Source organism: Paenibacillus sp. 10L310, from assembly GCF_056395745.1.
Map to the genome: position 1 here is coordinate 171,852 of NZ_JBFTKC010000012.1, position 26,867 is coordinate 198,718.

Genomic DNA, 26,867 nt, shown 5'->3' on the forward strand with positions numbered 1-26,867 from the left:
TTCATTCAATCAACCCCAGGTCATTTCGCCCGTTCTTTCCGGTGAAATTCGGCCTGGGGTTCCTTGGTGTACCAAGAGCTGGCGGAAAAGATAGAAATCCTTCAAATTATAACGAATTTGACCGATTATGATACGGAAACTATTTCCGTGAGCACCAGAAACGTGTAACATGAATTATAGTAATAAATCGACAAAATTAGACGTCTCTCGCCATTGTGGATGGAAGGAATACATAGATGAGAAAACACTGGATTATGCTGACCATAAGCTTCATATGTATTGTCATTGTTCCACTGGGTTGGATCGCCCAGACGTTAATTAGCGAGCGGATTAACCCTCAAGCTTCAGATGGGAAAATTGACCTGACCCAATGGGACTTTGATCGCAAGGGTGCAGCGTCTCTAAAGGGTATCTGGGATTTCTACCCTGGGCAGTTGCTGAGCCCGGCAGATATTGAAGCAAGTGTATCTGGTCGCAAGCCATTGCCGGCTTCCTCTGGCACTCAGGTTCCGGCCCGATGGAACAAATCTCTGGGGCAAGCGCATGGGTATGGAACCTATCATTTGCAAGTCCAGCTTACACCCCGGACGATGAAAAATGATTATGGTATACGCACACAGAATATACGCATGGCCCACCGGGTATTTATCGATGGGAAAGAGATTGGCGGCAAAGGCCTGCCAGGAAAGACCAAGGCAGCAGATATACAATTAAATCTACCCTTTACAGGATTCACGTCCATTGAGGGCAATACGGCTGACATTATCATACAAGTATCAAATTATAGTTACTCGTCTGGGGGCATTGTAGCGCCCATTTTGTTTGGAGACGAGCATAGTATTCTGAAAAGCCAGCAACAAGGTTGGCTCAAGGATCTGATGGCCTTATTTGGTTTTATCTTGCCAGCCGCCTTTTTTCTACTTCTGTTCAGATTACGACGTACGGAGAAGGAGCTTCGTTTTCTCGGATTATTCAGCCTTTCTGGTGCGGTGTACGCTCTGACACATGGGGAGAAGTTACTGGGTACGTTTGTACCGTTCCTGACCAATAATGAGATACTTCGGATTCAGCTCCTTAGTTCAGCCTTTGCCTATTATTTTTTGCTTCGGTATATGGATGCCCGTGTACCAGGAGCAGTTCATCAGTGGTTTGTTCGTCTGGCTGTAGTGCTAATCGTTACCCAGACTATTGTGGGTCTTACGCTTCCTCCAACGCTTTTCTCGTCTCTTGAGCTTCCCATGTTGCTGATCTCACTTGTTGTCATGTTCTATACGCTGCGAGCCATTTTCTATTGGTTGAAAGGACGGCCGAATGACAGCCACTTTGCACTGGTGAGTATGATGAGCATACTCATGGTTGTTGTGTTATATACGCTTGGTGCGTTCACTACCCTAGACACAGCGTTCTTTGCGCTGATTGAACTTTTATTATTTGTATTTGCCCAGATGATTGTGACCGCAATCCGCTTTGCACAATCATTCCGAGACGTGGAAGCTCTGTCGGAGCGTTTGCTGGCCATCGACAGCCTGAAGGACGAGTTCATGGCGAATACGTCTCATGAGCTACGAACTCCCCTGCATGGCATCATTAATATTGCACAATCCATGCTGGAAGGGGCGGCTGGAGCAGTCACGCCCAAGCAAGCGAAAAATCTCTCCATGATTACTTCAACCGGGAAGCGCCTTTCACTGCTGGTTAACGATATTTTGGATTTTGCCAAATTAAAAAATAGTGAGATCGAGTTAAAACGGGTAGCTGTCGATCTGGAATCCGTTGCTCGTACTGTGGTTGAAGTCTCGGGTTTCACGTTTGAGGACAAGCCGGTTATATTGATTCAACAATGGCCCCAGTCCTTGCCACTTGTTGAGGCAGACGAAGATCGCCTAAGGCAAGTTCTGTATAACTTGCTGGGTAACGCCTATAAGTACACTGAGCAGGGTGAGATTCGATTGTACGCCAGCGTTGAAGGGGACTGGGTGAAGGTATCGGTCGCTGATACAGGGGTAGGCATTGCCTTGGACAAACAGGAGGATATCTTCCAGGCGTATGAGCAGAGTAACGGCACGATTGAGCGATTGAATAATGGAACCGGACTGGGTCTGAGTATTACGCGAAAACTCGTTGAGCTTGGCGGTGGTGAGATCTGGGTTGAATCGGAGCCGGGGCAAGGTTCGACCTTTCATTTCACCCTGCCTGTTATGAAAATGCCACTTTTGCAAACTCATTCGAAACCAGCTGCCGCCCGATATGTTGCTGCACAGGGGGCAGGGGCGAAGGAGCTTGTGACAAGAGAGTCAGATGAGCAGGATGATCTTACGGAAGCGGAGCATACGATTCTGATTGTAGACGATGATCCCGTCAATCGACAGGTATTGCTTAACCTATTGTCGACGGAGCGGTATCGTGTGATTGCAGCGGACAGCGGGTCCACTGCATTGAAACTCCGTGAGGAGTTCCCGTCCATTGATCTTGTTATTACGGACTGGATGATGCCTAAGATGTCCGGACTTGAGTTATGTCGCAAACTGCGCGAGCACAGTTCCTTGTCTGAGTTACCGATTCTGATGCTGACCGCCCGTGGGTTACCTGAGGATATCAAACACGGATTCCAGGCGGGAGCCAATGACTTCCTGAGCAAACCGGTGGATGCCGGTGAATTGCGTGCCCGGGTTCGGACGTTAATTGAGATGCGGAGTTCTGTGCAGGAGGCTATTCGGACCGAAATGGCCTTTTTGCAGGCCCAGATCAAGCCACACTTTCTATATAATGCACTCAATGTTATTATCGCAACCTGTGCAGTGAATCCGGACAAAGCAACCGATCTGCTGATTGAATTGAGTCATTACCTGCGCGGAAGTTTTGACTTCCAGAACAGGGAGCAGCTTGTTCCTTTGACCAAAGAGCTGGAATTGGTGGAGTCTTATGTGCATCTGGAACAGGCGAGATTTGAGGAAAGACTGGTGGTTGAGTATGAGGTGGAATCGGACGTACATCTGTATCTGCCACCTCTCAGTATTCAGCCTCTTGTGGAGAACGCCATTCGCCACGGCGTGATGGAGCGGGCAGCCGGCGGGACAGTTCATCTTAGGATTTTCCAAGAGAGCGAGCATGTAGTCGTACAGGTCCAGGATGATGGTGTAGGTATCCCTCCTGAGCGTATGGCTCAGGTCAAGTCTGGGCGTACCGAAGGTCCGGGAGGTGTCGGGCTGCAAAATATAAATCGTCGCCTGATGTCTCTCTATGGTCAGGGACTGGAGATTCATAGCCATGTGGGTAAAGGCACGCAGATCCGATTCCGTATTCCTGTGCAAAAGGTGGATTATTCCAATTAGTGTGCCGAGTGAAGCAATTATGGTTAACAGACTAGGGGGTGCCGATAAAATCGGTATTCCTATTGAATCTTTCATGGCAGGAGGCTGAAAGAACGGTGAGAGCCATTGTGATCGATGATGAGAAGCCAGCGCAGCTTCATCTGGAGCGACTACTACGAACGGACGGACGAATTACACCCGTGCAATGTTTTTCAACAGCTCGTGATGGTCTTCATTTTCTGGCAAAGGAACGTGTAGATGTTGTATTTTTGGACATTGGAATGCCGGAGATGAATGGCCTGGAAGCGGCTGAATATATACAGCAATTGGATCAGAGTATTCGTATTATCTTTGTTACGGCTTATGCGGATCATGCAGTGGAAGCATTTGAGCTGCATGCACTGGATTATGTACTGAAACCGGTAAGCTCCGCCCGATTGGCCAAAACCGTTGATCGAATCGCGGGTATAATGTCGCATAATTCTCAAGTTGCAGCCACCGCCGAGGTACAGGGATCGGAACCTGTACCTGTGGAGTTGGATACTGAAGTTCCGGGGTTGCTTACGTTCAAACATCTGGATATCTACAGAAGCTTGGATCAGGGTGCCAAGAAACATAAGTGGCGCACAACCAAATCACAGGAATTGTTTGCTTTTTTGTTTCATCACAGGGAAGAATGGGTAAGCAAGGAGATTCTGCTGGATAAGCTATGGGGTGATGTTTCCCAGGAAAAGGGATTAACCCATCTACATACTTCCGTGTACCAGATTCGAAAGCTACTTAAGGAATGGAACATGACAGGCAAGCTGGAGTACAATATGAACCGTTATCGTCTGTTATCAGGCAATCTGGTAAGTGATGTGGATCAATTTGAAAAATCCATGGTTTACCATGTCATCACATCCGACAATGTCGATGACTTGAGGCATATGATTCCGCTTTATCGTGGCGATTATCTGGAAGAGCATGATTATCATTGGGCACAGGCCAAAGCAAGGGAACTCAGACGCAAGTATACAGCGCTAGTTATGGATATCGCGAGATGGGACATGGAGCATGGTCGTGGCAAGGAAGCGATTGAGCAATTAACGATATTACAGGAACGGGAGCCTTATTCGGAAGAGATCTGCCGACTCATGATGGAAGTGTATGCATCCATGGATGATCAGCAAGGCATACTTCGTTTATATCATTCATTTACATTGACATTAAATGAGGATCTGGGGTATCAGCCCGAGCCCGAAACAAGCAGGTTATATAAGAACCTGACGGACAAATAAACGTATGTAATGTAAGTTCAGACAGGAGGGTGAGCATGAAGCTATTCATACACCGCAAAGATTTGCGTACGGATGATCTGGCCGCATTCGATTATTTGCGGGAACACCAAGAAGAGAGTGTGCATGTTCTCATCTATGATTCATTCCTCCTGCGGCAAGGCCGAGAGAAGGAACACAGCGGTGTGAATTTCAGGCAGCACGCAGCGGAATTAGGCAGACAGTATCTTGAAGCCAAACGAAAACTGCATGTTGCTTACGGCAAACCGGCTGAAGTGGTTGAATTCATCCTGAACGAATTCAAAGGTGAGATTAACGAGATTGTGGTCCATCGGGACATGACGCCATATGCAATCGAGCGGGATAGGGCCATACGCAAAGTCAGTGAGGCGCACGAGGTTACGTTCACACAACTGACGGATCATCTGCTGATGGATCTGAATGGATTTGCCAATTTTACAGGCAAGTCGGAGCCATATAAGGTATTTGCGGCTTTCCATCGGCGGTGGGTGGAATTCATGAATGAACATCCCAACCCTCCTTCGGCAACAACGGTTGCAGCGTTGAAGGTGAGTGATCGTCAGATTGAATGGCCGGATGCAATGCAGGTACCTCCGGAGTTGCTGGAGGGCAGTGGTTCGAATGACGAGGACCCGCACCTGCTGTTGGATCAATTTTTGTCGGATCGAATTGCTGAATACGGGGATCATCGGGATGAATATGAGGCGTACGAGCCGAGTCATCTCAGTTCTTACGTAGCTGTGGGAGCTGTATCCATTCGCAAAATGTATGATGCGGCGAGTCGCACGGCTGAGGCTGGGGAATGGATCAGGCAGTTGTGCTTCCGTGACTTCTATCTGTATCGAGCGGTCTATGAGAGTCACTATTTTACATATGAAAAGGTGTACGATCTCTCGGCTCTCCATGATGATCACTTTGAACGGTGGTGCAAGGCGGAGACTGGCATTCCGATTATTGATGCAGCGATGACGGAACTGAATGAAACCGGACATATGCCAAACCGGCTACGGATTCTCACGGCGATGTTTCTCACCAAAAACCTGCAATGCCCATTCACCTTGGGCGAAGCTTATTTCAGGCGCAAGCTGCGTGACTATGATAACATTCAAAACCGTGGTAACTGGTTATGGTGTGCCTCGCTTGGTGAGAATGCGGCTCCGTATTTTCGCGTGAACAATCCGGTAACACAATCCGAGAAATATGATCCGCAAGGTGATTATATTCGCAAGTGGTTGCCTGAATTGAAGGATCTGCATAGCAAGGACATCCATCAGCCACGCAAAGATGCCATTGTTGATCTGAAGGCATCGAGACAGGCAGCGATTGACGTGTATAAACAGATTCTGGCGAGTCGTGCGAAGTAGACTCAGTCAGGGCGGGATGCATGCCCAAACCCAAATTTACCATTCTCATCCGGTTGATCCAATATTCATTTGGTTGAGAGCAGGATGTTCCACAGACCGCGTACTCGCGGTCTTTTTTACATATATAGACATGAAAATAGTGTGAAATGTGTTGAAAATTTAGGAATTGTTAAGAAATTGGACTACCCTTCTTAAGCATTATGGCTTTTAATAGATAGAGAGCTTTATTGTATTAAGTCATATCTGACATTTTGACGAACACATTAAGGAGAAACTTTAAAATGAGTGAAACACTGAAAAGAGAGCGAATTCCAGAGCTGAACCTGGTTCGTGCCTTGGCAATTATCGGCGTACTCAGCGTGCATTCCACGTCCTATGCGACGGTGGACATGACGGGCTCAGGCTACTACTGGCTGTACAATTTTATTAATATCTTTATGAAATATGGTACGCCAACCTTTATTTTTATGAGCAGTTTTGTGCTGTTCTATAACTATTATTCTCGTCCGCTGGATAAGAAACTTGTGAGTAACTTTTACAAGAAAAGATTTGTGTATATTTTGCTTCCGTACTTCTTGTTTTCATTGATGTATTTTGTTTTGCTACATTTCACGCATTATCAGGGCCGACCTTTCGGCGAATCGGCAGTAAGTTTTATCACGAAATTGTTTACAGGTAAGGCCTATACACATCTGTACTTTGTGTTTATTAACATGCAATTTTATCTGTTATTCCCATTAGTGTTATGGTTGCTTAAGAAATATCCTTCTGTGGTGAAATGGTCTGTTCCGATTGGACTATTGATTCAATGGGCATTCATCGTAAGTAATAAATATGGATTCCAGGTACCCAACAAGGGAAGCTGGGCGTTCTCGTACTTCTCCTATTTCATGCTGGGTGCTTTTATCGGAGTGTATTTCCCTAAAATCAAGCAATGGTTTGTCATCAGTCGGGCCAATGCAACCAAAGGACGCGTAGCTTCATGGATTCTGCTCTGGGCGGTATGGATCATTGCCGGACTTGGCCATGTGTATATCTATTACCTGCTGCGTCTGAAGATCGCAACATATAACACACTGTGGTATGAATTCTTCTGGAATGTGCATACCTTTGCTTGTGCGCTGGTGCTTATCCAGATTGCCTATCTGCTCTATCGCAAAGGGCCGTCACTCATCGTCAAGCCGCTGAATCGGCTTGGGGCATTGTCCTTTGGCATCTATCTGATTCATCCATTCTTCCTGTTGGTGTATCGGAATTATCCACCTCAAACAGGAGTTTCGTGGTTAGTGCATCTATGGTATGCCGGAGGATTCGGTGTAGCTCTAATCGCTTCGTGGATCGTCGTTGGATTGACGGCAAGGTTTGTTCCATATGCATGGGTCATCTTTGGCAATCTGCCAAAACCCAAACCACGTCTGGTCCCACAGCAGAACTCGGGCCAACTGGACGTTTGATAAGATGTATTTCCAACACAGGAATAATAAACCGTTTCTTGGTCGACCTTAGGGGAGAGCAGGAAGCGGTTTTTTGATGTATGCAGATATGTGTAATATGGGGAACGAGTGTTTCTTTTTCATGTATGCGGGGTAATCATAAGGCGGAACGATAATACATTATGGATAACAGGATTAAGGTGAATATAATGACAACATGCGAAAAATGCGGGAGACCGATGCAGGATATATTGGAATATGTGGAACACATTCTTCACGAATGCAGTGAACAGACACAGGAGTACAACTCGAAAGATTATCAGGCCTATGGCCATGAGGGTGTTCACGAGCAGATGTGATACAATAGAAAGAAACCGGATTCATACGGAACCGAGGTGACAACATGGAGACGGGTCCAGCCCCTTTCCGGCAAGGAAAGACGGAACAAGAAGCGCGACTGAGCAAAACGTGTATGTATTGCGGACAACAGCGGCCGATGTCCGAATTCCGGCGCAGAACCGGAAAGCGGGCAGGTCCCGGAGCCAGGCGTGGAGCCTGCCGCAGCTGTCGCCAACTTGGTGGACAAGCTGACCACGAGTCAGGTTCAAGCGTGAGCGGACGAACGAATGAACGGATCAAGCATCAACGGGATGGCTTGGAGACACGTGCTGTTACTGCCAGACCCTCTGCATCTGCGAGAGATGAGGTAGGTCGTACCTCCCATGGTATGGAGCAAGGATCTGCTACGTTGGCTGAGTCTGACAGAATTCTGGTGTCTCAACCATCAGTAGACTCAAGTTCTTCGAATGACGATGAACGCGCTGAGTTGGTGGCTTCGCCACCCTCTTCTTCGGGTATACGGAAGAAGAGGAGAAGACGGAGGAAGAGCAAGCGATCAGAGAGCATGACGGGCAATGAGCTGAGAGAGACAAGTCTGGAGCATGATGGTTTGGCAGGTGAGGTAGGAGATAAGCCACAGCCAGGTGAGCACTGGCGTGGGGAAGAAGGGCATTCGCAGGGGCATGCTGCTGCGAATGAAAAAGGCAGTGCACAGCGGGCTGGCGCGCGAGCAGCCGCTGCAGTGCAGGCCGCCGAGCAGACTGCGGCGGCAGAGCCAATGGCTGCGGATCAACCGACCGCAGCCAAACGCAAGCGCAAGCGGCGCCGCAAGCGTGTTGCCGCGCTCGCGCCCGGCGCAGGGCAGGCCCGCAGCGTAGCTGCTGAGGCCCATGCGCCGGCACGTAGCGACCGTGGCGATGCCACCACGGTCGCTGCGCCTACGGCGGCGGAGGCACAGCCTGCCGCCACCGGGCGCGAGCCTGGGCAAGCGCCGGGGGCCGCTACGGAGGCAGGGCCTCCTGCGCCCGTGCGCCAGCCTGGCTCGCCAGGGTCCAAGCCGCGCCAGGCGCGCAAAGAGCGTGCGCCCAAGGCGAACGGCGAAGACGCTGCCCGCGTTGCATCTGGGCAGCGACCCGCGCATGCCAGCCGTAGCCACGGGGCTGGCACGGATGGCCGTCCCCGCCGCCAGACCCCGTCGGCCCCGGTGGCCATTGACCCGGAAGATCCGGCTTCGCTCCGGACCAACCGACAAGGCATGGTACGGATGAGGGGCAAGACGGACAAGGGCAGACGCTGGCATCAGGAAGTGGACATGGAGCTTGCGGTCACGCTGGTCAAGGAAAAAGCCGCTGTGGTGGTGAATCGGTACACGATTCGCCGATTGTTCAGCAACAAGGATTTCAAGCGGTATATTTTAACCCGGGATCACTACACTTGTTACTTCTGTGGATCGTATGGAGATACGATTGACCATCTGCTGCCGCGTGCCAAAGGTGGACATACCACTCCGCTCAACTGTGTCTGCGCCTGTAATCTGTGCAACCAGTCCAAAGCAGCGATGGATGCCGAAGAGTTCATGCGTTCCGGTATTCCCGAATGGAATGCTGCCCATCAGGCAGAACTGATTGAACTGGCCATGCAGGAAGCGCAGCTGGAAGAAGGATAATATGCCCCGAAGATGGATTGGGGTTTCGATATGAAGAGCACACCAAGACCACAGAGGTCGAGGTGTGCTTTTTTGATTTAATTTTGATTTGGGTGGGAAGTCAGTTCGCTGTGCAATAATTTCTTCAAATTGACAACGGTGTTCATCGAAGATGTACGTTATACTGGGAGGGAGTTACTAAAGAAGCTTCATCATCCATATGAATGATGAAATGTATAGTGAACATCAAACCTGAGAACTTAGACTGTATAGATTGGATGGATGCAGATGACCCCGGCAGCATTGGACATTATGTCATATATTACGGAAGAAAATATTCGTTTCTGGCTGGAGAAGTTTCGCTCCCTGGGCCCGTTACCGGGAATTTTGCTTACGTTTATGAAATCATTTGTACCACCGCTTCCAACGCTGTTGATTGTGGGCGTAAACGGTGCGGTATACGGTCTGTGGGCAGGATTTATATATTCATGGATCGGTATGGTCCTCGGTTGTACCGTTACGTTCCTGATCGTACGGGAGATTGGGAAATCCGCTTTTGTAGAGCGATGGGCACGCAAACCTCGTGTGCAACGCAGCATGGTATGGATTCGAAGGAATGCATTCAGTTATGTTTTTCTGCTGAGTATCTTCCCGGTAGGTCCGTTTGTCATTATTAATGTGGCGGCAGGTATCGCGCGAATGCGATTATTATCTTTCCTGCTTGCGGTGGGCTGTGGTAAAGCGATCATGATCTTCTCTGTTACGTATATCGGTTCCAATGTGGAACAATTTCTGGAGCACCCAATACGCTGGGTAGGCGTATTACTGTTCATTGCGGTATCCCTGTGGGCAAGCCGCAAACTGGAGCGACACTTTACCCGTTCATCGTCAGATGGTGAAGATCTACATGATCTGAATCAACCCGCTGGAAAATCGATTTCTTCATGAATAAAAGAATGATCAGTGCGAAGATATAGGATTTCAGTAATCTCGTTAGCTCGAAGGAGGACCCAGCATGAATGATAATATCTATGCATTCAGCCGAACGATAAATCGTATGAGTGAAGATGAACTTCGTTCAGTACTGCGTGTGCTCTATATGAAATCAGCACAAGTGGTCAAGCGGCAGGAAGAGCAAGGCGAAAAGGTGGATTTTGCGGAAGCGGTACAGTCACTGTTTCGGAATATGGATATCCCTTTTGATCTGGGGCGTCTGGAACAACAAGCTCTCTCCGAGGTCGACAAGCCAAATGAAATTCATATTACGTTTGGAGAATCACCTCTGAGTAGTCTGAAAATGAGAATGAGTACATTACCTGATCAGGAAAAACGGAGTTTTTTTTCTATAGATGATAATTATGCGGTAGGGCCGTTAGGTGATCTGACCCGGCGTGCAGACTTGCAACGCAGGCATCTCTGGCTGACCGAACGAATGTGTCTCAATGACCGTGAGGCATATGGCATGCATGAACTGGAATCATTATTTGAGCTCAACGCCACAATACAGTCCTTTGATTCCAAGACGTCGATCATTATCTGGTATGCGAATAATGCACGGGAGAAGACGGGACTACTCTATGCCATGTATCTATTGCGGAACACCGAGAGTCCCATATATCTTATCGAAACGAGTGGCTTATATAAGCAATTATTTGATAGACCTGACGTTCAATACGATGTGCTCCACACAGGCGAGATTCTTCCGGAAAAGCTTCTGGCGATGTGGCACGTCTGCTCTGAGCAAGAGCCGCTGTCCAAGGGAGAACGCCGCCAACTGGAACAGGATTGGCTGGAACTTTCGGTACAGCCTGGGCTATTACGTATGATGGAGAATGGCGTGATTCGGAGCTTAACTGAAGATGCGTTGGACGAGTACATTATGCAGAAGGTGAGGGAACTGACACCGAACTGGGAGCCAGGCAAGTATATCCGAGCAGCTCGTATTGTGGGTGAAGTGATTGGTACAAGTAGCCAGCATATAAGTGATGCGTTCGTGGAGTACCGTCTACGACAACTGGTGCTGCAAGGCCAACTTGAAATGGATGGAAAGCCACTTGCAATGAGGTATTACAGTATTCGGCTTGCCGAGCGCTGAAAGGGACTAAGGCTGAAACGCACGGATAGAAAAACAAGCGACGAGATCGCGAAGTTTGAAATAAGACGGAAGATTTGAGCAGTTCCTTGCCCATATAGTAAGATGATCACGAAGAGTTCCCGATACCAGCTGTTCAGACTTAACACTTAAATAGACTGTTCCACCGGTGAGTAACTCCTACTTGTCCGGGGAACAGTCTATTTTTTCTCGTTAAGTACCGAACCAGCTTCGCTTGTGCATTGTCCAATAACATTCATCTTTATGATCCTCATTTGTATTATGATTTCTTCCCATTCCAGATTTCTAGTAGCGGTCCGTGCTGTCCATAGACCGGATCGGTAACCGGGATCGGAACCTTTCCAATTTCCTGAAGAGCCTTGGCACTATCGTCTTCCTCACCTGTGCGTATGTTGTAACTCATGCCGCCTGGATAAGCTCCTGCAATACGAAAATCAGTGCTGGACTCCAGACGTTTATGCCCTGTTCCAGCTGGAAGAACGACAACGTCGCCTGTTTGAAGGTAAACTTTCTGACCGTTTTCTCCGCCTAAAATCAGTTTCACGAATCCACTCACCACAGCAAGAGCCTCATGAGCATTACTATGATAATGATGATAATTGAACACACCATTCAACCAGCTATTTCCCCATCCATTACGGTTCAGCAACGATTCTGCGTGAAGGGCCTCTTCAGCCCATACATTCTTATACAAAAGCACAGGCAGGGTCGGATGATTGGGAATTACACCGTCATCCTGAAAGAATAACGTCTCTATGTCCTTTTTCCGTTCATTCATCTCACATCACCTCACTATAAATTACCCGATAACCTCAAGGACGAACAAAAAACAATTGTAAAATGATACAAAATGTATCATTTTAAGGGTATACTCAGTACATAAACTCTCTTCAATGCACTCGTTGTATAAATCGCAAGGGGGAATCGTGTGTGAACATTGTGATTACAGGGGCTTCTGGATTTGTGGGATTTAATCTTTCACAGTATTTGGCGCAAAAAGGGCATCGAATTACCCTTCTGGATCGGGATGATTACTGTCAGAGGCTGGTTCATATCTCTCCTCTGCACGAGATGCCGTTCATCTGTTGTGACCTTGCATCAGACCGGATTCATCTACCTCCAGGAACAGGATTACATTATCCATCTGGCGGCCATGCCACACGTGGATTATTCGTATAATCAGCCAGGGGAAGTTTTCCGCAATAATACACTCAGCACACAGGCTGTCCTGCAATATGCTACGGAACATCACATTCCAGTCTTGCTGGCTTCATCCGTTGAAGTGTATGGCGGCGATTGGGGCAGAGTCTATCATGAATCAGATCCGTATGCACCCGTCTCTCCTTATTCCGCGTCCAAAGTCGCGTGTGAAATGCTGGCTCACTCCTATGCTCAATGTTACCAGCTTCCAGTCAAACTCTTTCGTTTGACCAACCTCTATGGTCCATGGCAGTTGCCAGACCGTATTATTCCCCGAAATTTTGGTCGGATGTTGGACGGACTGCCTCTGGATATTCAGGGATCGGCAGTGCGTGATTTCTTGTATGTAGATGATGCCCTCCGGGCCATTGAACAGATCATGCTAAAAGGCAAAGACGGACAGGTCTACAACATATCAACAGGGCTTGGAACAACCATGCAGGAGATCGGGGAGATCTTGAAACCAATGGATCGATCCGTAGCTGCTGTAGAGATTCGGGAGCAGGAACCAACCTAATCCAGAGGATCCAGTCTGGTCGTGCACTCAGGCAGATTGCGAGCGGAATTGGGATGGTTACCGCAAACCACGTTGGAAAAGGGATTGGAAAAAACTTTCCGTTGGTATCGGGAACATCCCGAATGGGTCAGACAGTTCAGCCGTGAATACCATACAACAAGGGAAACGCGCAGTTTCATTATCGATATGGCAAGATACGCAGTTCCAGCAGTATAAAATGCACAAAAAAAGCCAGGGAAGGGTGTATTGAGTAACACCTTCCTTGGCTTTTTTGCGCCACCGTCTCATTTTCGGATAGCTTCCGAACACGGACGGTCTGGCTGTTTTAAAACGATCTATTGCACGAAATCTTCGTGCTGTTGGACCTCACATTAAAAGGATCTAGTGATGATCTTTTTTAATGTCGGCAATTTTATCCTGTACAGCACCTTTGGCTTTGTCTTTTTTACCCTCAGCCTGAAGGGATCTGTTGTTGGTTGCATTACCGATCTGATCCTTCACTTCGCCTTTGGCTTTATTTACGCCTGCTTTGATTTTGTCGCCAGTTGAATTACTCATATCGAACATCTCCTTCGTTTCTGGTGTAGTCCTTATTAACCGGGATGTCCGCATTCTAAACGTTCACTATTTCATGGCGGTCAGAAATTTGTTCTGGATATTCTGTCAGAAATGATCTGTACGAAGAGTCAGTATAAGTATAGGCATTGCATAATTGCGTGCTTCATTAAAGGAATGAGAGGATGTTATGATATGAGCAATTATATTGGAAATGGTGCGTATTGCTACGCCAATTCAGCTTCAATGCTGCTGTCGTCCATTGGAGAAAAGATAGATCCCGGTCTGCTAGAAACCATCGGTGGCTTTTCACTAGGGGCCTTTCGAACGCAGGAAGATATGCTTTTTTTTGATAACTGTACCTCCAGTCCTGATCTGGCCATCAGCAAGGCGATGAGCATTCTGGGATTTAGTGTGCGCGAAAGTGTGCAAGCACGGGGTACGGAGATGCCTGTAGATGAGCTAAGAGAGGTTTTGAAGCAGGGCCCTGTGATGATGGGGCCGCTGGATATGGGCAAACTCGTCTACAATCCCAACTCTCCCAATCTGGGTGGTTGCGATCATTATGTAGTGGCGCTCAATATGAGTGGCGATGAAATATGCCTGCATGACCCGGCTGGATTTCCGAATGTCTTCCTGACACTGGATAAACTTGAGGAAGCATGGAAGTCTGAATTCCCATGGAGTAGCGGTGTGTATCGACGATGGTGGAGTCCTGAACGCATTGAACATCCTGATCTGGAGGAGATTAACCGCCGGGCTTTCACTTGGTTCAAATCAACCCTTACAGAACAGACCCATGATATTGCTGCACAGGAAGGACGAACCGGAGCATCAGCCATTCTGCATAAGGCGGAACAGGTTCGTGCTGGAGCAATCGATGATAATGAGTGGGCTCATTATGTGTATTTTGCTCTGCCAGTAGGCGCGCGTCGTGCCCATGATTATGGTTTGTTTTTTAACACAATCCATCCTGACCTTTCTGCTTTGAAATACGCACAATCCCGTCAATTCGGGGAATGCCAATCCCGTCTTGTCTCTCGGAACTGGGAGGCTGCTGCGACAATCATGGTGGCACTCGCGGAGACGGAAGCCATGATCGAAGCTTCTATTTTGAAGATGGAGTAATGAAAGTGAAGCGGCGCTATAAGAAAGGGAGATATACATGGATGGATTAACTAACAATCGCCATATCAGGTCAGGGGAAGATGAGATATTAGAGGATCGGCAAAAGGAGCCGGATATCGCGCTTATCCAACGAGCCCAAACTGGGGATACAGAGGCCTTTGGAGAGTTGATTCACCGTTACCGTGGGCAATTGTTTCGTTATGTGCGAGCACTTATGTATGATTCTTATCTTGCAGAAGACATTTTACAGGATGGGCTTATTCGTGCGTTCATTCATATGGGACAGCTTCAGAATGCTGAGCGTTTTATGGCCTGGATGCAGCGCATTGTGCGTAATCAGGCATACTCACATATGCAACGCCAAAAGCAGCAGCGGGAAGAACACTTTTCTTCGTTCTTTGCATTTGGATTTGGAGCCGATGATGCCTCATGGAGCGATCAAGACTCGCTCGACATGACGCTGAATCATCTTTTGAATGACTCAAATTGGAGATCGCAGGAGACAGGCTATGATCCGTATCAAGCTGTTGCTCAGCAGGAAATGAGGAACAATCTCCACAGGCTGTTGGGTTGTCTGAATGAAAGAGAACAACAGGTCTTCACATCATATTGGATGGAGCAGCTGTCACCGCAAGAAATGGCCTGCAAATTCAACCTGACAAGTGCCAATGTGTATCAAATTCTGTCCCGTTCACGTAAAAAAGTGTCTCAGCTTCATATTCATTTATCTGTAGAAGAAATGCTGGCAGAGTGGAATTCACTCGGGCAAAATCGAGTGACTCTGGAGGAACCCCTTTCGTTTCGGACTCCCCAAACCTGGAACTCGGCAGCAGCATCCATTCACGAGATGTTAGGTTATATCGGTCCATCTCCGTCTCTCCCCATGGTTATGGGGATGAGTGGACTTTCTTTTCGTTTGACCATCCTGCCTCAGGACATACATATTGCTGGACCTACCGCCTATAACTTCAAAGAGGTGCTTACAAGAGGATTGCAACATATGGGTTATCGTTCCCATGCGGTTGAGGCTTTGGCGAGCGAAGCGGGACTCAATGCCAATCTGGTCGATCCTTCGATGCTAGAGGAGAAAGCGAAGGGGAAAAGGTTGCTTAATCCAAGACTTGTTCAGGCACTCTCCCTGGTACGTTACGCCATTCATCGGGGAATTCCGGCCGTCGTGTGGGACCTGAATATTCCCGAATTCGGGTTGATCTATGGCTATGATGATGCAGCCCGGACCCTATACGGTACCGATTTCATTAAATCAGGAACAATTCCCTATGATCATGTAGGCCGGGGCGTGAATCAGGAAGTATTTGTACTGGCAGCGGAATCAGATGGCATGATACGAGAAATGAACTTGCACGCGGCACTGACAGCTGCGTTGGCTCATTATCGTGGAGAGGACCCGTATACCTTGCCGAACACAGTCAGTGGTGTGGCTGCCTATGCAGTCTGGAGAGAAGCCCTAGAATACAGACGGGTAGAACCGAACGGTCACGCTTATAACATTGCGGTTTTGTGGGATGCAAGACGTTATGCAAGTGAGTTTTTCAAAGAACTTTCTCTAAAGTGGGCTTCGACTGCCTGCTATTCCAACTTGATTCCATTCTGTCTTCAGGCAGAAGAGTTATATCGAAACATGTCTCAAAAGTTAAATACACTCGCAGAATTATTTCCTTTTCCAGATGGAGGACTGCCTAATGAGAAGCTTCATGCGGATCAGGCCATCTCGATACTGCTGGAAGTGGAGGAATTGGAGCGAGCCGCCGTCGTTGCAATAAAAGCATTGCTTGAAGAAATGGATCAGTATTCCCCAGAAATAGTTATGGTTTGACCTAATTGTACCGATCAGATCGGGCAAAAAGTGAAAACGAGTATCAGGAGGCAGGGCGATCCGTCAGGCCTTCTTTCTGTCTTTTTTTTGCATTCGTGACGCAAGAGGTTCATACTTGAAATAGAAAAGATGTCTCAATGTTGGAATAAGGCTGAGCCCAACGCTGCATAATAACGACAGTGACCAATTTCGTTGCATGAAAATTGTGATATTGGAAAACAATTCCTGAACATTTGGATAAACAAATCCTTCCTTGTGTACATATCGCACATCTGGTCATATGTGATCTTGTCTTAATACCACATGTGGTAGGAATACGGATCTTGGACAGGAGGATCGGCGGGGTTAGCTTGCCTTCATGGGTTGACAAAAAAATCGATTTTGTTACAATGTTCACAATATCTTCACAAGTGTAAAAAATTTCTTTTTCATGTTCATGTGTAAGAGGTGTAATATAAGGGTATAGAGTTCGGTTTCGGCCTGCTTGTCGTTTTGTGCGTCAACACATGTTGTCCGCAATAGATCCAAGATACAATGCATGATATGGGAGTGGCCCTGAGCTACGCTCATCCTATTGTGTGAAATTTGGTACATTTAAATGTATTCGATGTATTTTGTGGTTCGGCTCTGCTTGACAGGCATCATGAAAGTCGCGGACTTCTATCCCAAAGTAAAGGAGGACTTTCTCTTATGTCACAATCGCCTACTCAACAAGAGGTGCCAGTTACAGAAGGTGCCAACGTTTCCGAGCGCCAGTCCTTGGACGTTCTGGATCAACTGATGAAGCCTGAGGTACAGGAGTCTTTAACCGTTCTGGTGGAGAACCTGCCTAAATTGGCTGAAATGGTTACTGCTATGACAAAAGCTTATGACTTTGCACAAAGTGTAGCAACAGACAAAGTTCTGATCAGCGACACAATGAGCGCAATGGGCGAGTTCGCTAAGCCTGTTGTAGACAAAGCTAAAGGTGTAGCTTCTGCTGCCATCGAAGCCAATGACCGTGCGCAAACAGAGCAAACTTCAGTTGGCTTGTTCGCTATGCTGAAAATGCTTAAAGATCCAAACGTACAACAATCGCTTCGTTTTGCTCAATCTTTCTTGAGCATCTTGAACGAGCGTCAACAACCGAAACGTTAAGACTTAGAAGAACGGAGGATGGATATGTCGAAGCAAATTTTGATCTTGGGTGGAGGATACGGCGGTCTGTTGACTGCATTGACTGCGCGTCAATACTTGTCTCCGGAAGAAGCGACAATTACTGTCGTGAACCGTTACCCTACACACCAAATTATCACGGAACTGCACCGTCTTGCAGCGGGAAGCATTGCTGAACAAGCAGTTGCTCTTCCACTTGAAAAATTGCTGCGTGGCAAAAACGTGAACTTGAAAATCGATACGGTGGATACAATCAAGCCGGACGAGAAAAAAGTTCTGATGACCAGCGGCTCCACATACTCTTACGATGCACTTGTTGTTGCCTTGGGCAGCGAAACGGCATTCTTCGGAATTCCGGGATTGCAAGAGTACAGCTTCACGCTCAAATCGGTTAGCGATGCAAACCGTATTCGTGCACACGTTGAAGCACGTCTTGATGCTTACAAACAGTCCGGCAACAAAGCAGACGCTACGTTTGTTATTGGTGGCGGCGGCTTGACAGGTATTGAGCTTGTTGGCGAATTCGCTGACCTGCTTCCTGCTGTATGTCAAGAAAAAGGCATCGACTTCAAAGAAGTATCCCTGTACACAGTTGAAGCAGGTCCTTCCATCCTTGCAGGATTCCCGCCAGAGCTGGTTGAACGTGCTAAATCAAGTCTTGAGAAACGTGGCGTTAACTTCATCGTTGGCGTAGCGATTACCGAGATGAAAGAAAACGAAGTTCTGCTGAAAGACGGCAGCTCCATCCCTACGAACACACTCGTATGGACAGGTGGCGTACAAGGCAACGCTGTTGTTGCTAACAGCGGAATTGAAGTGGATCGTGGCCGTGCGAAAGTTACGGAAGTTCTGCAATCTACTTCTCACAAAGACGTGTTTGTTGCTGGTGACAGCGCAGTGGTCTTCCCTAGCGAAGGCGCTCGCCCTTACCCTCCAACAGCACAATTGGCTTGGCAAATGGGTGAGACTATTGGTCACAACTTGGGCGTTATGTTCAAAGGTGGCGCAATGGAATCCTTCACACCAGTATTCTCCGGTACGCTGGGAAGTCTGGGTCGTAAAGATGCTGTCGGCATGATCGGTGGCAACCAGACTCGTCTGAAAGGTCTGCCTGCAACCATGATGAAAGAAGCAAGTAACATCCGTTACCTGGCTCATATTCACGGTTTGTTCGCACTGGCTTACTAATCTTAATGCCATTCAAGGGCGCCCTTTTGGGCGTCCTTTTTGGTTGTCACGATTACAAAGGATAACAGATATTCAGATGGAAAAAAGGTGCGGCAGAAGTGGTCAAATGTGAGGTCGCGTATAAAGTACCTAGGGGATATGGCATATTAAAGGAACGATGGAATCCTTCACATTTCATAGAGGTACTGAACGGGCATGGACATGAAGCCGGCGCTTAGAAGCGCCGGCTTTCGTTTAAATTATAGGATGAGTATCTTTAAATAAAAAGAACGGGGAGCAGCAACAAGCCATCCGTTCAACTGAGAGGAGAATGACATATGAACGTTTTAGTTATAGGAGCAAATGGACAAATCGGAAAGTTTGTGGTGGAGCAGCTGGCACAGGAAGGCAAACATAAAGTAACGGCTATGATCCGCAAACCGGAGCAGGCGGATGCACTGAAGGAACTCGGTGCAGATGTGGTAATTGGTGACCTGGAGGGTAGTGTGGAGGACTTGGCTGAGGCAATGAAGGATCAGAATGCCATTGTGTTTACGGCGGGTTCTGGCGGATCTACCGGTCAGGACAAAACACTGCTTATTGATCTCGACGGTGCGGTGAAAACGATGGAAGCCGCAGAGCAGCAAGGAATCTCCAGATATATTCTGGTCAGTGCGTATGGCGCAGATCAACGGGAGAAATGGTCAGAGTCCATTAAGCCTTATTACGTGGCGAAACATTATGCGGATCGTGTGTTGTTTGCAAGTGATCTCAATTACACGATTATACGTCCAGGTGGTCTGAAGAATGAACCGGGCACAGGCAAGATTGCAGTTGGAACCGATCTGGAGCCGGGAAGCATCCCGCGTGAAGATGTAGCCCGCGTAATCGTGGCTTCTTTGCAGGAAGAGAAGACGTACCGGATGGCCTTTGATCTAATTGCCGGGGAGCATCCGGTTGAAGATGCTTTGGGCAAATTGTAGATGTTATTGTAAGATAACGGGAGAATGAAATGATGGGGATGAGGGGGAGCGCTGCATGAATGAAGCCGTGCTGGTCATAGAGGATGAGCCCAAAATAGCACGTCTGCTGGAACTGGAACTACAGTATGAGGGGTATCAGGTGGGCAAGGCTGGTAGTGGAACAGAAGGACTGGAGAAGTATGCTGAAGGACAGTGGGATCTGATTCTGCTGGATGTGATGTTGCCTGGTCTGAGTGGAATTGAAGTGTTGCGGCGAGTTCGGGCCAAAGATGCTACGGTTCCGATCATTATGCTCACTGCCAAAGATTCTGTAGAAGACAAAGTATCCGGCCTGGATCTTGGAGCCAATGACTACATCACCAAGCCCTTCCAGATTGAAGAGTTGCTTGCCCGAGTTCGGGCTGCATTGCGGCTTAGTGCAGTGGCGTCTGTTGTTTCTTCCGCTTCTTCTTCTACACCTGCTGATATGGGGAATGACTCTTCTGGGCATCAGGATGAAGCTGAGGCGGGCTGGTTGACGGCTGCCGGGTTGAAACTAAATGAAGGAACGCGAGAGGTATCCCGAGATGGTGTGGCCATTGAGCTTACTCCACGTGAGTTCGACCTGCTCGTGTATCTGCTGCAGAATCAACGTCAGGTGCTCAGTCGTGACCAGATTGTGCAGGCCGTGTGGGGATACGATTATTATGGAGATACCAATGTGGTGGATGTGTACATCCGTTATGTGCGCAAAAAGGTGGATAACGGATTCACACCACCCTTAATACATACCGTACGGGGCGTAGGATACGTCCTGAAGGAACAGTTATGAGCCTGCGCAGTAAAATCTACGGATATTCGTCTGTATTATTTGCTGTTCTGTTAATCGCGGTGAACCTGTCGGTCTACATCGTGTTTGAACGGATGTCGATTGATAACGAGGTTAATCGGGTGGAAGCGGAAGCGGAGTCTATTGTCAAAGGAGTGCGTCAGTCTGCCGGCTCCATTCCGCCGGATGACTTGTTGCGGGCCTACGCGCCTGTGAACGGCATGCTTCGGATCGTTAATGAAGACGGCACCAGTTCCCCGGTGACAACAACAGCAGCTTCCGAGCAGCTGAGCAAGCTACCTTATAAGTACGAAAGTGAGAAGAAATCGGAGTATACCCAAGTTGAACAGATTGGTTATGTGTGGGTATCAGTCCCGGTCATCTGGCCTGATGGCGAGGTGGTGAATGTACAGGTCACTGAGAGCATTGCAGAGACGGAGAATCGTCTGTCTGTACTTCGTACCGTACTTGTGGCAGTCACGATTATTGCTCTGATCCCAGCCATTATCTCTAGCCGGATTCTCGCAAATCGGATGACCAGACCGATTCAGCAGATGACACGCACGATGAGTGACATTCAGTCCAGCGGCCAATTCAAGCGTCTTCCATTGGAGGAAGGATCGAAAGATGAACTGAAAACGATGGGACAGACATTTAACCGGATGATGGACTTGCTCGAATCCAACTTTGAACGTCAGGAACGATTTGTATCCGATGCATCTCATGAGCTCAAAACACCGCTGACCATTATTGAAAGTTATGCCAGTCTGCTACAGCGGCGAGGGAAAGAGCGGCCCGAGGTATTTGATGAAGCGGTGGAAGCGATTCTGTCCGAATCGGTTCGCATGCGAGAGATGACCGAGCAACTGCTACTGCTCGCGAAGCAGCCAGAGCAGTGGAATGTACAGTTGAAGCGTGTGGATATCACGAGACTGGCAACAGACTCGACACGTGCGTTTCGCGAAGCCTATCACCGCGAAGTCCGGTGTGAAGATCCAGGTTCAATCTGGGCGATCAGCGATGAGAGCAAGCTGAAGCAGCTGTTGTTTATTTTGCTGGATAATGCCCGGAAGTATAGTGAAGATGCAATTGAAGTCAGGCTGGAAGCCAAGGGGCAAGAGTGCCGTATTCGGATCGTGGATACCGGGATTGGTATGCGGGAGGACGAGCTGGAGAAGGTATTTGACCGATTCTACCGAGTTGATCCGGCCAGAACACGTAGCCTAGGCGCAAGTGGTTCAGGTCTGGGATTGTCACTTGCCAAAGAGCTTGCAGGAGCAGTTGGAGCACGGATCGAACTGACCAGCACCGAGGGTGAAGGCACCGAGGCTTCGATTATTTTGCCTTTATCGGTTCAGAACGGGCCGCTCTCATGAAATTCTCATTCTTCTCTTATATACTGATAAGCATCAGATCAACTGGGGATGATAAGAGAGTGCATAGGGGGAAACGTGATGACAGAGCATGAGCAGCGACCACCGGAAATGAAACGGCATGAACAAGGGAACAGCGGATGGGCGAAATCGCGAAGATCACTCTGGTGGGGTGCAGGGCTTCTCGTTGTGCTGATTGTGGCAGTAGTTGCTTGGTGGAAGCCGTGGCAATCGACGGGTGCGGTACTTACGGCAGATGCGGCAGCACAATCGGTGCTGGATCAATATCCAGGTGAGATTGTGAATTCCACGTTGAAGGATGGGACGTATATCATGCAGCTCCGTTCGGAGACCGGCCTATATGATGTGCAAGTGGATGCCGTTACAGCTGCTGTGAATTCCATTAAACGGCTGGAGTCGAACCCGCAAGCGGAAGAGAAGACGTTATGGAGCCGCGAGCAGATCAAGACGGCGTTGTTAAAACAACAAACAGATAACCAATTGGTCTTGCTTGAACTTGTGGAGCAACAAGGCAGTCCGGTATACACCGCGGTAATGAAGGCAAAGGATAACAGCCGTGAAGAACTCACGATTGATCCATACACGGGAGAGACGATATCTTCCAAAACAATAACAGCCCCGACAACTGAACCAACCAAGGATGATCCCAAACCTCAGTTTCTGAGCGAGAAACAAGCCAAACAGAAGGCACTTGCGGAGGTTCCGGGGGAAGTGGACGACATCGAACTGCGTGGAACCAACAGCGGGAATCCATATTATCTGGTTGAAATTGATTTGGAGGATGGCCGGGAGGCTATTGTGCAAGTGAATGCCATCTCAGGAGCAATTCGTTCGGTGACTTGGGATGAGGACGATGATTAACATTTGTACAGGAATCCATTGAATATAGAGTTACACCTTGTTGGATAGATGATTCCTAATGTTGGGGTCATCTTTTTCATTTCTTTTAGATTACATACATAATGAACACTCATTAAATGAGCATTCTCTTCATTTTCTCATCAAATTCTAATCTAACTCTCGCTGATCTCTCATTCCTGCAGGTTATTCTATAAATGTAGACGAGAACGAAACAACAACAACGAGGAGATGAATGATGATGATGAACAAACATAAACTTTGGATTGGTAGCTTGTCAGCAGCAGTATTACTTGGTGGATCGGCCGTAGCGGCTAGCGGGAATGTGAACGGACAATCGGTGCAAACTACACCAACGTCAACAACACAATCTGCAACACAGAATCAGAACAGCACAGGTAAAATGCTGAATGCATCCCAAGCGAAAGCGTTGGCGTTAAAAGCAGCCGATGGTAAAGTGGATGACGTGGATCTGGAGCGTAGAAACGGCCAAACGTTCTATGAAGTTGAGATCGACAGAAAAGGAACCAATGATGTTGTCGTTCGTCTGGATGCTTATACAGGCAAAATCCTTGCGGTCGTGAATGATGAAGACTACGATGATGACGACGATTATAAAGGTACTGTAACAGGCAACACATCTAATAACTCTACTTCCAAGCAAGTCAAATTGACGGCATCCCAGGCTTCAAACATTGCGTTGAAACAAGTTACGGGTGGTAAAGTAACCAAAGTCGAGCTGGATCATGATGATGGTCGCTATGTGTATGAGATCGAACTGAGAACTGCTCAAGGTGAAGCAGATGTAGATATCGATGCCAACACAGGTAAAGTGTTATCGTTTGACCAGGATTTTGACGACCAAGATTAAGCAATAAGGGTGAGTATACGCCGATAAAACATCATATAAAAACCTGCCTATGAACAGCCGCACACAGCTAGAGATCGTTACATCATGGAGGGGCAGGGCAGGTATAGCAGAGGACGCTTCGGGGGAAGCGTCTTTTTGTTGTTGATCGAGAGAGCGGAGTATAAAATTGTACATCTTCCGCCGGATTGTTCACTATTCGAGCAGGAACGTGGCGGATACAATCGGAATCAGGGAGGTGAACGCCCAGCCAGTATTGCCAGGAATTCTAATGCTGAAATGCATCATCGATCGGAGGCAGATGAGACATATCGATTTTAATTTTATGTAAGCGCTTCATAAAAAAACATGGAGGTGCATTACGATATGGCTATGAACGATGGATGGTTGAAAAAGAATACACATTCACGTCGCTTTACCCGTCGCTTGAGTTATCTGCTTGCTTTGGTTTTGGCGCTGCAATCCATAGGTATGCTGCTTGCACCCGGACCGAATGCTTCAGCTGCTCCACTTAGTGTAACGAACGGGATACAGTTCAAGGATACCAATGGCAATGTCGTTCATGCTCATGGGGGCGGGATGATTAAGGCAAATGGGTATTATTACTGGTTTGGAGAGAACCGCAATACGAATGGAACGTTCAAGGCAGTGTCCGTGTATCGTTCATCGGATCTGAAGAACTGGGAGTATCGCAATGATGTGCTGACCAGCAGCTCGGCAGCCGAGTTAAATATCTCTAACATTGAACGCCCAAAGGTCATCTACAACAGTGCTACCGGCAAATATGTGCTGTGGATGCACAAGGAGAATGGTCTGGATTATGGCGAGGCCCGAGTGGCGGTAGCTACTTCGAATACGGTGGATGGCAATTACACATATGTGGGCAGTTATCGTCCACTTGGGTATGATTCCAGAGACATGACGGTATACAACGATAACGGAACCGCTTATCTGATCTCTGCGACCCGAGTGAATGCAGATCTGAATATATATAAGCTGACCCCGGATTTTCTGGGTGTGGAATCCCTAGTCACAACGCTGTGGCCTGGACAATATCGTGAAGCACCAGCCCTATTCAAAAAAGACGGCGTCTACTTCCTGATCACCTCGGGTGCGACCGGCTGGAATCCAAATCAGGCCAAATATGCGACAGCCTCCAGCATTACAGGCACATGGAGCGGCCTAAGCAATTTTGGAGACAGCACAACGTATGGTTCTCAATCCACCTATGTTGTTCCAGTAGAAGGTTCACAGACCACATCCTATCTCTACATGGGTGATCGCTGGGCTGGTGCATGGAGCGGACCGGTGCAGGATTCCAAGTATGTCTGGCTGCCACTTTCATTCCCGAGTGCAACCAGTCTGGCGATGAACTGGGCCAGCAGTATTACGATTGATACAGCAACAGGGACTGTGACCGGAGTGAGTACAGCGGATGTCTGGGACCCGAATGCTTCATATCAGCTGATTAGCCGTAAGAGTAACAAATTGCTAAATGTCATTGGGGGTTCTTCCGCCAACGGTGCGGATCTGGAGCAGCGAGCAGATGGGGGGATGACAAGTCAACAGTGGCAGATTACCGATGCGGGTGGCGGTTATGTCAAAATCATCAACCGTTCCAGTGGCAAGCTAATTGGTGTGGAGAATGGTGCCACGACCGATGGGGCTGTCATTGAACAGTGGAATGATGGCGGTTGGGCCAGCCAGCAGTGGCAGCTTGTCCATGTAGGTGGTGGTTATTATAAACTGAAGAACCGCAGTACAGGCAAGGTCTTGGACATCTCCAGTCAATCCTTGGCAGATGGGGCTGCGGCCATCCAGTGGACGGATAATGGCGGCACGAATCAGCATTTTCAGATTGTTAAGGTGCAGTAAGACTTTTAGATATTAGAAAATAAGATTCAACATAAAGTGGAAGCCCTTGTCTCTTACCATAAGGTGGGATAGGGGCTTTGTGATGTATTCACGCATGTTACGGAATGCTTTTACTCGAAGGGGATATCCAGTTGATGGCTCATATCGTGACCTATTTCCGATCATTACCATCCCAATCTGTGGTAAACTAGTAGAATTGTAGAAAAAGATAGAGACAGGAGCTGGATAACGAAGTGAGTGAACAACAAGTGCTATCCATTGAAAGCTTGCGTATGAGATACAACGGACGTTATGTGCTGAACGGCATCGATCTGGAAGTAAATCGCGGTGAGATGATTGGATATATTGGCCCAAACGGGGCTGGCAAAAGTACGACGGTTAAGATTTTACTCGGGCTGGTTGAAGGATATGTAGGCACGGTGCGGATCTTTGGTAAAGATATTGCGGATGGGGATGTAGAGTATAAACGCAGAATCGGTTATGTTCCGGAGGTGGCGGAATTGTACGAACAATTAACGCCTGCGGAGTATCTGACTTTTACGGGAGAGTTATACGGTATGTCCTATGAGGATGTGGATTACAAAGCCAAGCTATTGATGGATTGTTTTGGAATGGAAAAATCATATCATTCCCGCATTGCCTCTTTTTCCAAAGGTATGCGTCAGAAAGTGCTGTTGATCTCTGCGCTGCTGCATGACCCGGATCTGTTGTTCCTGGATGAACCACTCAGCGGATTGGATGCCAATAGTGTGATGGTGGTCAAAGAGATTTTGTCACAATTGTCAGCCAAAGGCACAACGATCTTCTATTCGTCACACATCATGGATGTGGTGGAGAAGATCAGCAGTCGAATTGTACTGATCGCTGAAGGACGCGTAGTGGCAGACGGTACGTTCAAGCAGCTTCAACAGCAATCCATGGAAGGTACGCTGGAGGAAGTATTCAATCAATTGACAGGCTTCAATGAGCATAAAGCCATTGCGGAGCGTTTTGTATCGATTGTGCAGGAGGTGTACTGA

The 26,867-nt window shown here is 48.0% G+C and carries 24 protein-coding genes; 22 read left to right on the forward strand and 2 right to left on the reverse strand.

What is annotated here, in order from left to right:
• Positions 1 to 236 precede the first annotated feature (236 nt).
• From AC1DE7_RS22640 to AC1DE7_RS22675, 8 genes are all read left to right on the forward strand, one after another.
• Complete coding sequence (locus tag AC1DE7_RS22640; protein WP_477535228.1) at positions 237 to 3,332, forward strand: ATP-binding protein; 3,096 nt, start codon at positions 237 to 239, stop codon at positions 3,330 to 3,332.
• A gap of 95 nt (positions 3,333 to 3,427) precedes the next feature.
• Positions 3,428 to 4,591, forward strand: a complete 1,164-nt coding sequence (locus AC1DE7_RS22645) for a response regulator (RefSeq protein ID WP_477535229.1) — start codon at positions 3,428 to 3,430, stop codon at positions 4,589 to 4,591.
• Positions 4,592 to 4,626: 35 nt separating this feature from the next.
• The gene (locus AC1DE7_RS22650) at positions 4,627 to 5,973 is read left to right on the forward strand and encodes a cryptochrome/photolyase family protein (RefSeq protein ID WP_477535230.1); all 1,347 of its coding nucleotides are present in this window, start codon (positions 4,627 to 4,629) and stop codon (positions 5,971 to 5,973) included.
• Between the two features lie 281 nt (positions 5,974 to 6,254).
• Positions 6,255 to 7,427, forward strand: coding sequence for an acyltransferase (locus tag AC1DE7_RS22655; RefSeq protein WP_076320117.1), 1,173 nt, complete (start codon positions 6,255 to 6,257; stop codon positions 7,425 to 7,427).
• A gap of 161 nt (positions 7,428 to 7,588) precedes the next feature.
• Positions 7,589 to 7,765, forward strand: a complete 177-nt coding sequence (locus AC1DE7_RS22660) for a hypothetical protein (RefSeq protein WP_477535231.1) — start codon at positions 7,589 to 7,591, stop codon at positions 7,763 to 7,765.
• Between the two features lie 44 nt (positions 7,766 to 7,809).
• Positions 7,810 to 9,411, forward strand: coding sequence for an HNH endonuclease (locus AC1DE7_RS22665; RefSeq protein ID WP_477535232.1), 1,602 nt, complete (start codon positions 7,810 to 7,812; stop codon positions 9,409 to 9,411).
• Between the two features lie 267 nt (positions 9,412 to 9,678).
• Positions 9,679 to 10,338, forward strand: coding sequence for a TVP38/TMEM64 family protein (locus AC1DE7_RS22670; RefSeq protein ID WP_076320116.1), 660 nt, complete (start codon positions 9,679 to 9,681; stop codon positions 10,336 to 10,338).
• A 67-nt stretch (positions 10,339 to 10,405) separates the two neighbouring features.
• The gene (locus AC1DE7_RS22675) at positions 10,406 to 11,485 is read left to right on the forward strand and encodes a DUF1835 domain-containing protein (RefSeq protein WP_477535233.1); all 1,080 of its coding nucleotides are present in this window, start codon (positions 10,406 to 10,408) and stop codon (positions 11,483 to 11,485) included.
• A 277-nt stretch (positions 11,486 to 11,762) separates the two neighbouring features.
• Here AC1DE7_RS22675 and AC1DE7_RS22680 read toward each other — a convergent pair whose 3' ends face one another.
• On the reverse strand, positions 11,763 to 12,281 hold the full coding sequence (locus tag AC1DE7_RS22680) for a cupin domain-containing protein (RefSeq protein ID WP_477535234.1): 519 nt from the start codon (positions 12,279 to 12,281) through the stop codon (positions 11,763 to 11,765).
• Between the two features lie 152 nt (positions 12,282 to 12,433).
• Here AC1DE7_RS22680 and AC1DE7_RS22685 point away from each other — a divergent pair, with 152 nt between their 5' ends.
• Both AC1DE7_RS22685 and AC1DE7_RS22690 read left to right on the forward strand, forming a co-directional pair.
• Positions 12,434 to 12,682, forward strand: coding sequence for an NAD-dependent epimerase/dehydratase family protein (locus tag AC1DE7_RS22685; protein WP_477535235.1), 249 nt, complete (start codon positions 12,434 to 12,436; stop codon positions 12,680 to 12,682).
• Complete coding sequence (locus AC1DE7_RS22690) at positions 12,657 to 13,220, forward strand: NAD-dependent epimerase/dehydratase family protein (RefSeq protein WP_477535236.1); 564 nt, start codon at positions 12,657 to 12,659, stop codon at positions 13,218 to 13,220. The genes AC1DE7_RS22685 and AC1DE7_RS22690 overlap by 26 nt, the downstream gene beginning before the upstream one ends.
• 381 nt (positions 13,221 to 13,601) lie before the next feature.
• On the opposite strand, the gene AC1DE7_RS22695 is transcribed toward AC1DE7_RS22690, so the two are convergent.
• Positions 13,602 to 13,778, reverse strand: a complete 177-nt coding sequence (locus AC1DE7_RS22695) for a CsbD family protein (RefSeq protein ID WP_074092719.1) — start codon at positions 13,776 to 13,778, stop codon at positions 13,602 to 13,604.
• Between the two features lie 192 nt (positions 13,779 to 13,970).
• Here AC1DE7_RS22695 and AC1DE7_RS22700 point away from each other — a divergent pair, with 192 nt between their 5' ends.
• From AC1DE7_RS22700 to AC1DE7_RS22755, 12 genes are all read left to right on the forward strand, one after another.
• The gene (locus AC1DE7_RS22700) at positions 13,971 to 14,903 is read left to right on the forward strand and encodes a hypothetical protein (protein WP_477535237.1); all 933 of its coding nucleotides are present in this window, start codon (positions 13,971 to 13,973) and stop codon (positions 14,901 to 14,903) included.
• Between the two features lie 37 nt (positions 14,904 to 14,940).
• Positions 14,941 to 16,740: an RNA polymerase sigma factor gene (locus AC1DE7_RS22705; RefSeq protein ID WP_477535238.1), complete on the forward strand. Its 1,800-nt coding sequence runs from the start codon at positions 14,941 to 14,943 to the stop codon at positions 16,738 to 16,740.
• Between the two features lie 690 nt (positions 16,741 to 17,430).
• Complete coding sequence (locus tag AC1DE7_RS22710) at positions 17,431 to 17,877, forward strand: DUF1641 domain-containing protein (protein WP_017691658.1); 447 nt, start codon at positions 17,431 to 17,433, stop codon at positions 17,875 to 17,877.
• 24 nt (positions 17,878 to 17,901) lie between these two features.
• The gene (locus tag AC1DE7_RS22715) at positions 17,902 to 19,083 is read left to right on the forward strand and encodes an NAD(P)/FAD-dependent oxidoreductase (protein WP_036606574.1); all 1,182 of its coding nucleotides are present in this window, start codon (positions 17,902 to 17,904) and stop codon (positions 19,081 to 19,083) included.
• A 317-nt stretch (positions 19,084 to 19,400) separates the two neighbouring features.
• The gene (locus AC1DE7_RS22720; protein ID WP_477535239.1) at positions 19,401 to 20,045 is read left to right on the forward strand and encodes an SDR family oxidoreductase; all 645 of its coding nucleotides are present in this window, start codon (positions 19,401 to 19,403) and stop codon (positions 20,043 to 20,045) included.
• A 55-nt stretch (positions 20,046 to 20,100) separates the two neighbouring features.
• Entirely contained in the window at positions 20,101 to 20,856 is a 756-nt protein-coding gene (locus AC1DE7_RS22725; RefSeq protein ID WP_100528216.1) for a response regulator transcription factor, read from the forward strand.
• Positions 20,853 to 22,229, forward strand: a complete 1,377-nt coding sequence (locus tag AC1DE7_RS22730) for a sensor histidine kinase (RefSeq protein WP_477535240.1) — start codon at positions 20,853 to 20,855, stop codon at positions 22,227 to 22,229. Before AC1DE7_RS22725 ends, AC1DE7_RS22730 begins: the two co-directional genes overlap by 4 nt.
• A gap of 78 nt (positions 22,230 to 22,307) precedes the next feature.
• Entirely contained in the window at positions 22,308 to 23,108 is an 801-nt protein-coding gene (locus tag AC1DE7_RS22735) for a PepSY domain-containing protein (protein WP_477535241.1), read from the forward strand.
• Between the two features lie 241 nt (positions 23,109 to 23,349).
• Complete coding sequence (locus AC1DE7_RS22740) at positions 23,350 to 23,976, forward strand: PepSY domain-containing protein (RefSeq protein ID WP_477535242.1); 627 nt, start codon at positions 23,350 to 23,352, stop codon at positions 23,974 to 23,976.
• Between the two features lie 135 nt (positions 23,977 to 24,111).
• On the forward strand, positions 24,112 to 24,294 hold the full coding sequence (locus tag AC1DE7_RS22745) for a hypothetical protein (RefSeq protein ID WP_036606584.1): 183 nt from the start codon (positions 24,112 to 24,114) through the stop codon (positions 24,292 to 24,294).
• Between the two features lie 45 nt (positions 24,295 to 24,339).
• Complete coding sequence (locus AC1DE7_RS22750; protein WP_477535243.1) at positions 24,340 to 25,848, forward strand: RICIN domain-containing protein; 1,509 nt, start codon at positions 24,340 to 24,342, stop codon at positions 25,846 to 25,848.
• Positions 25,849 to 26,081: 233 nt separating this feature from the next.
• Entirely contained in the window at positions 26,082 to 26,867 is a 786-nt protein-coding gene (locus AC1DE7_RS22755; RefSeq protein WP_477535244.1) for an ABC transporter ATP-binding protein, read from the forward strand.

Bases quoted from the DNA above. Each gene is read 5' to 3' on its own strand.
- AC1DE7_RS22710 (WP_017691658.1), top strand. From the start codon at position 17,431: ATGTCACAATCGCCTACTCAACAAGAGGTGCCAGTTACAGAAGGTGCC.
- AC1DE7_RS22655 (WP_076320117.1), top strand. From the start codon at position 6,255: ATGAGTGAAACACTGAAAAGAGAGCGAATTCCAGAGCTGAACCTGGTT.
- AC1DE7_RS22750 (WP_477535243.1), top strand. From the start codon at position 24,340: ATGGCTATGAACGATGGATGGTTGAAAAAGAATACACATTCACGTCGC.
- AC1DE7_RS22680 (WP_477535234.1), bottom strand. From the start codon at position 12,281: ATGAATGAACGGAAAAAGGACATAGAGACGTTATTCTTTCAGGATGAC.
- AC1DE7_RS22705 (WP_477535238.1), top strand. From the start codon at position 14,941: ATGGATGGATTAACTAACAATCGCCATATCAGGTCAGGGGAAGATGAG.
- AC1DE7_RS22700 (WP_477535237.1), top strand. From the start codon at position 13,971: ATGAGCAATTATATTGGAAATGGTGCGTATTGCTACGCCAATTCAGCT.
- AC1DE7_RS22640 (WP_477535228.1), top strand. From the start codon at position 237: ATGAGAAAACACTGGATTATGCTGACCATAAGCTTCATATGTATTGTC.
- AC1DE7_RS22715 (WP_036606574.1), top strand. From the start codon at position 17,902: ATGTCGAAGCAAATTTTGATCTTGGGTGGAGGATACGGCGGTCTGTTG.
- AC1DE7_RS22660 (WP_477535231.1), top strand. From the start codon at position 7,589: ATGGATAACAGGATTAAGGTGAATATAATGACAACATGCGAAAAATGC.
- AC1DE7_RS22695 (WP_074092719.1), bottom strand. From the start codon at position 13,778: ATGAGTAATTCAACTGGCGACAAAATCAAAGCAGGCGTAAATAAAGCC.
- AC1DE7_RS22690 (WP_477535236.1), top strand. From the start codon at position 12,657: ATGCCACACGTGGATTATTCGTATAATCAGCCAGGGGAAGTTTTCCGC.
- AC1DE7_RS22650 (WP_477535230.1), top strand. From the start codon at position 4,627: ATGAAGCTATTCATACACCGCAAAGATTTGCGTACGGATGATCTGGCC.
- AC1DE7_RS22670 (WP_076320116.1), top strand. From the start codon at position 9,679: ATGACCCCGGCAGCATTGGACATTATGTCATATATTACGGAAGAAAAT.
- AC1DE7_RS22675 (WP_477535233.1), top strand. From the start codon at position 10,406: ATGAATGATAATATCTATGCATTCAGCCGAACGATAAATCGTATGAGT.
- AC1DE7_RS22740 (WP_477535242.1), top strand. From the start codon at position 23,350: ATGAACAAACATAAACTTTGGATTGGTAGCTTGTCAGCAGCAGTATTA.
- AC1DE7_RS22725 (WP_100528216.1), top strand. From the start codon at position 20,101: ATGAATGAAGCCGTGCTGGTCATAGAGGATGAGCCCAAAATAGCACGT.
- AC1DE7_RS22735 (WP_477535241.1), top strand. From the start codon at position 22,308: ATGACAGAGCATGAGCAGCGACCACCGGAAATGAAACGGCATGAACAA.
- AC1DE7_RS22730 (WP_477535240.1), top strand. From the start codon at position 20,853: ATGAGCCTGCGCAGTAAAATCTACGGATATTCGTCTGTATTATTTGCT.
- AC1DE7_RS22665 (WP_477535232.1), top strand. From the start codon at position 7,810: ATGGAGACGGGTCCAGCCCCTTTCCGGCAAGGAAAGACGGAACAAGAA.
- AC1DE7_RS22720 (WP_477535239.1), top strand. From the start codon at position 19,401: ATGAACGTTTTAGTTATAGGAGCAAATGGACAAATCGGAAAGTTTGTG.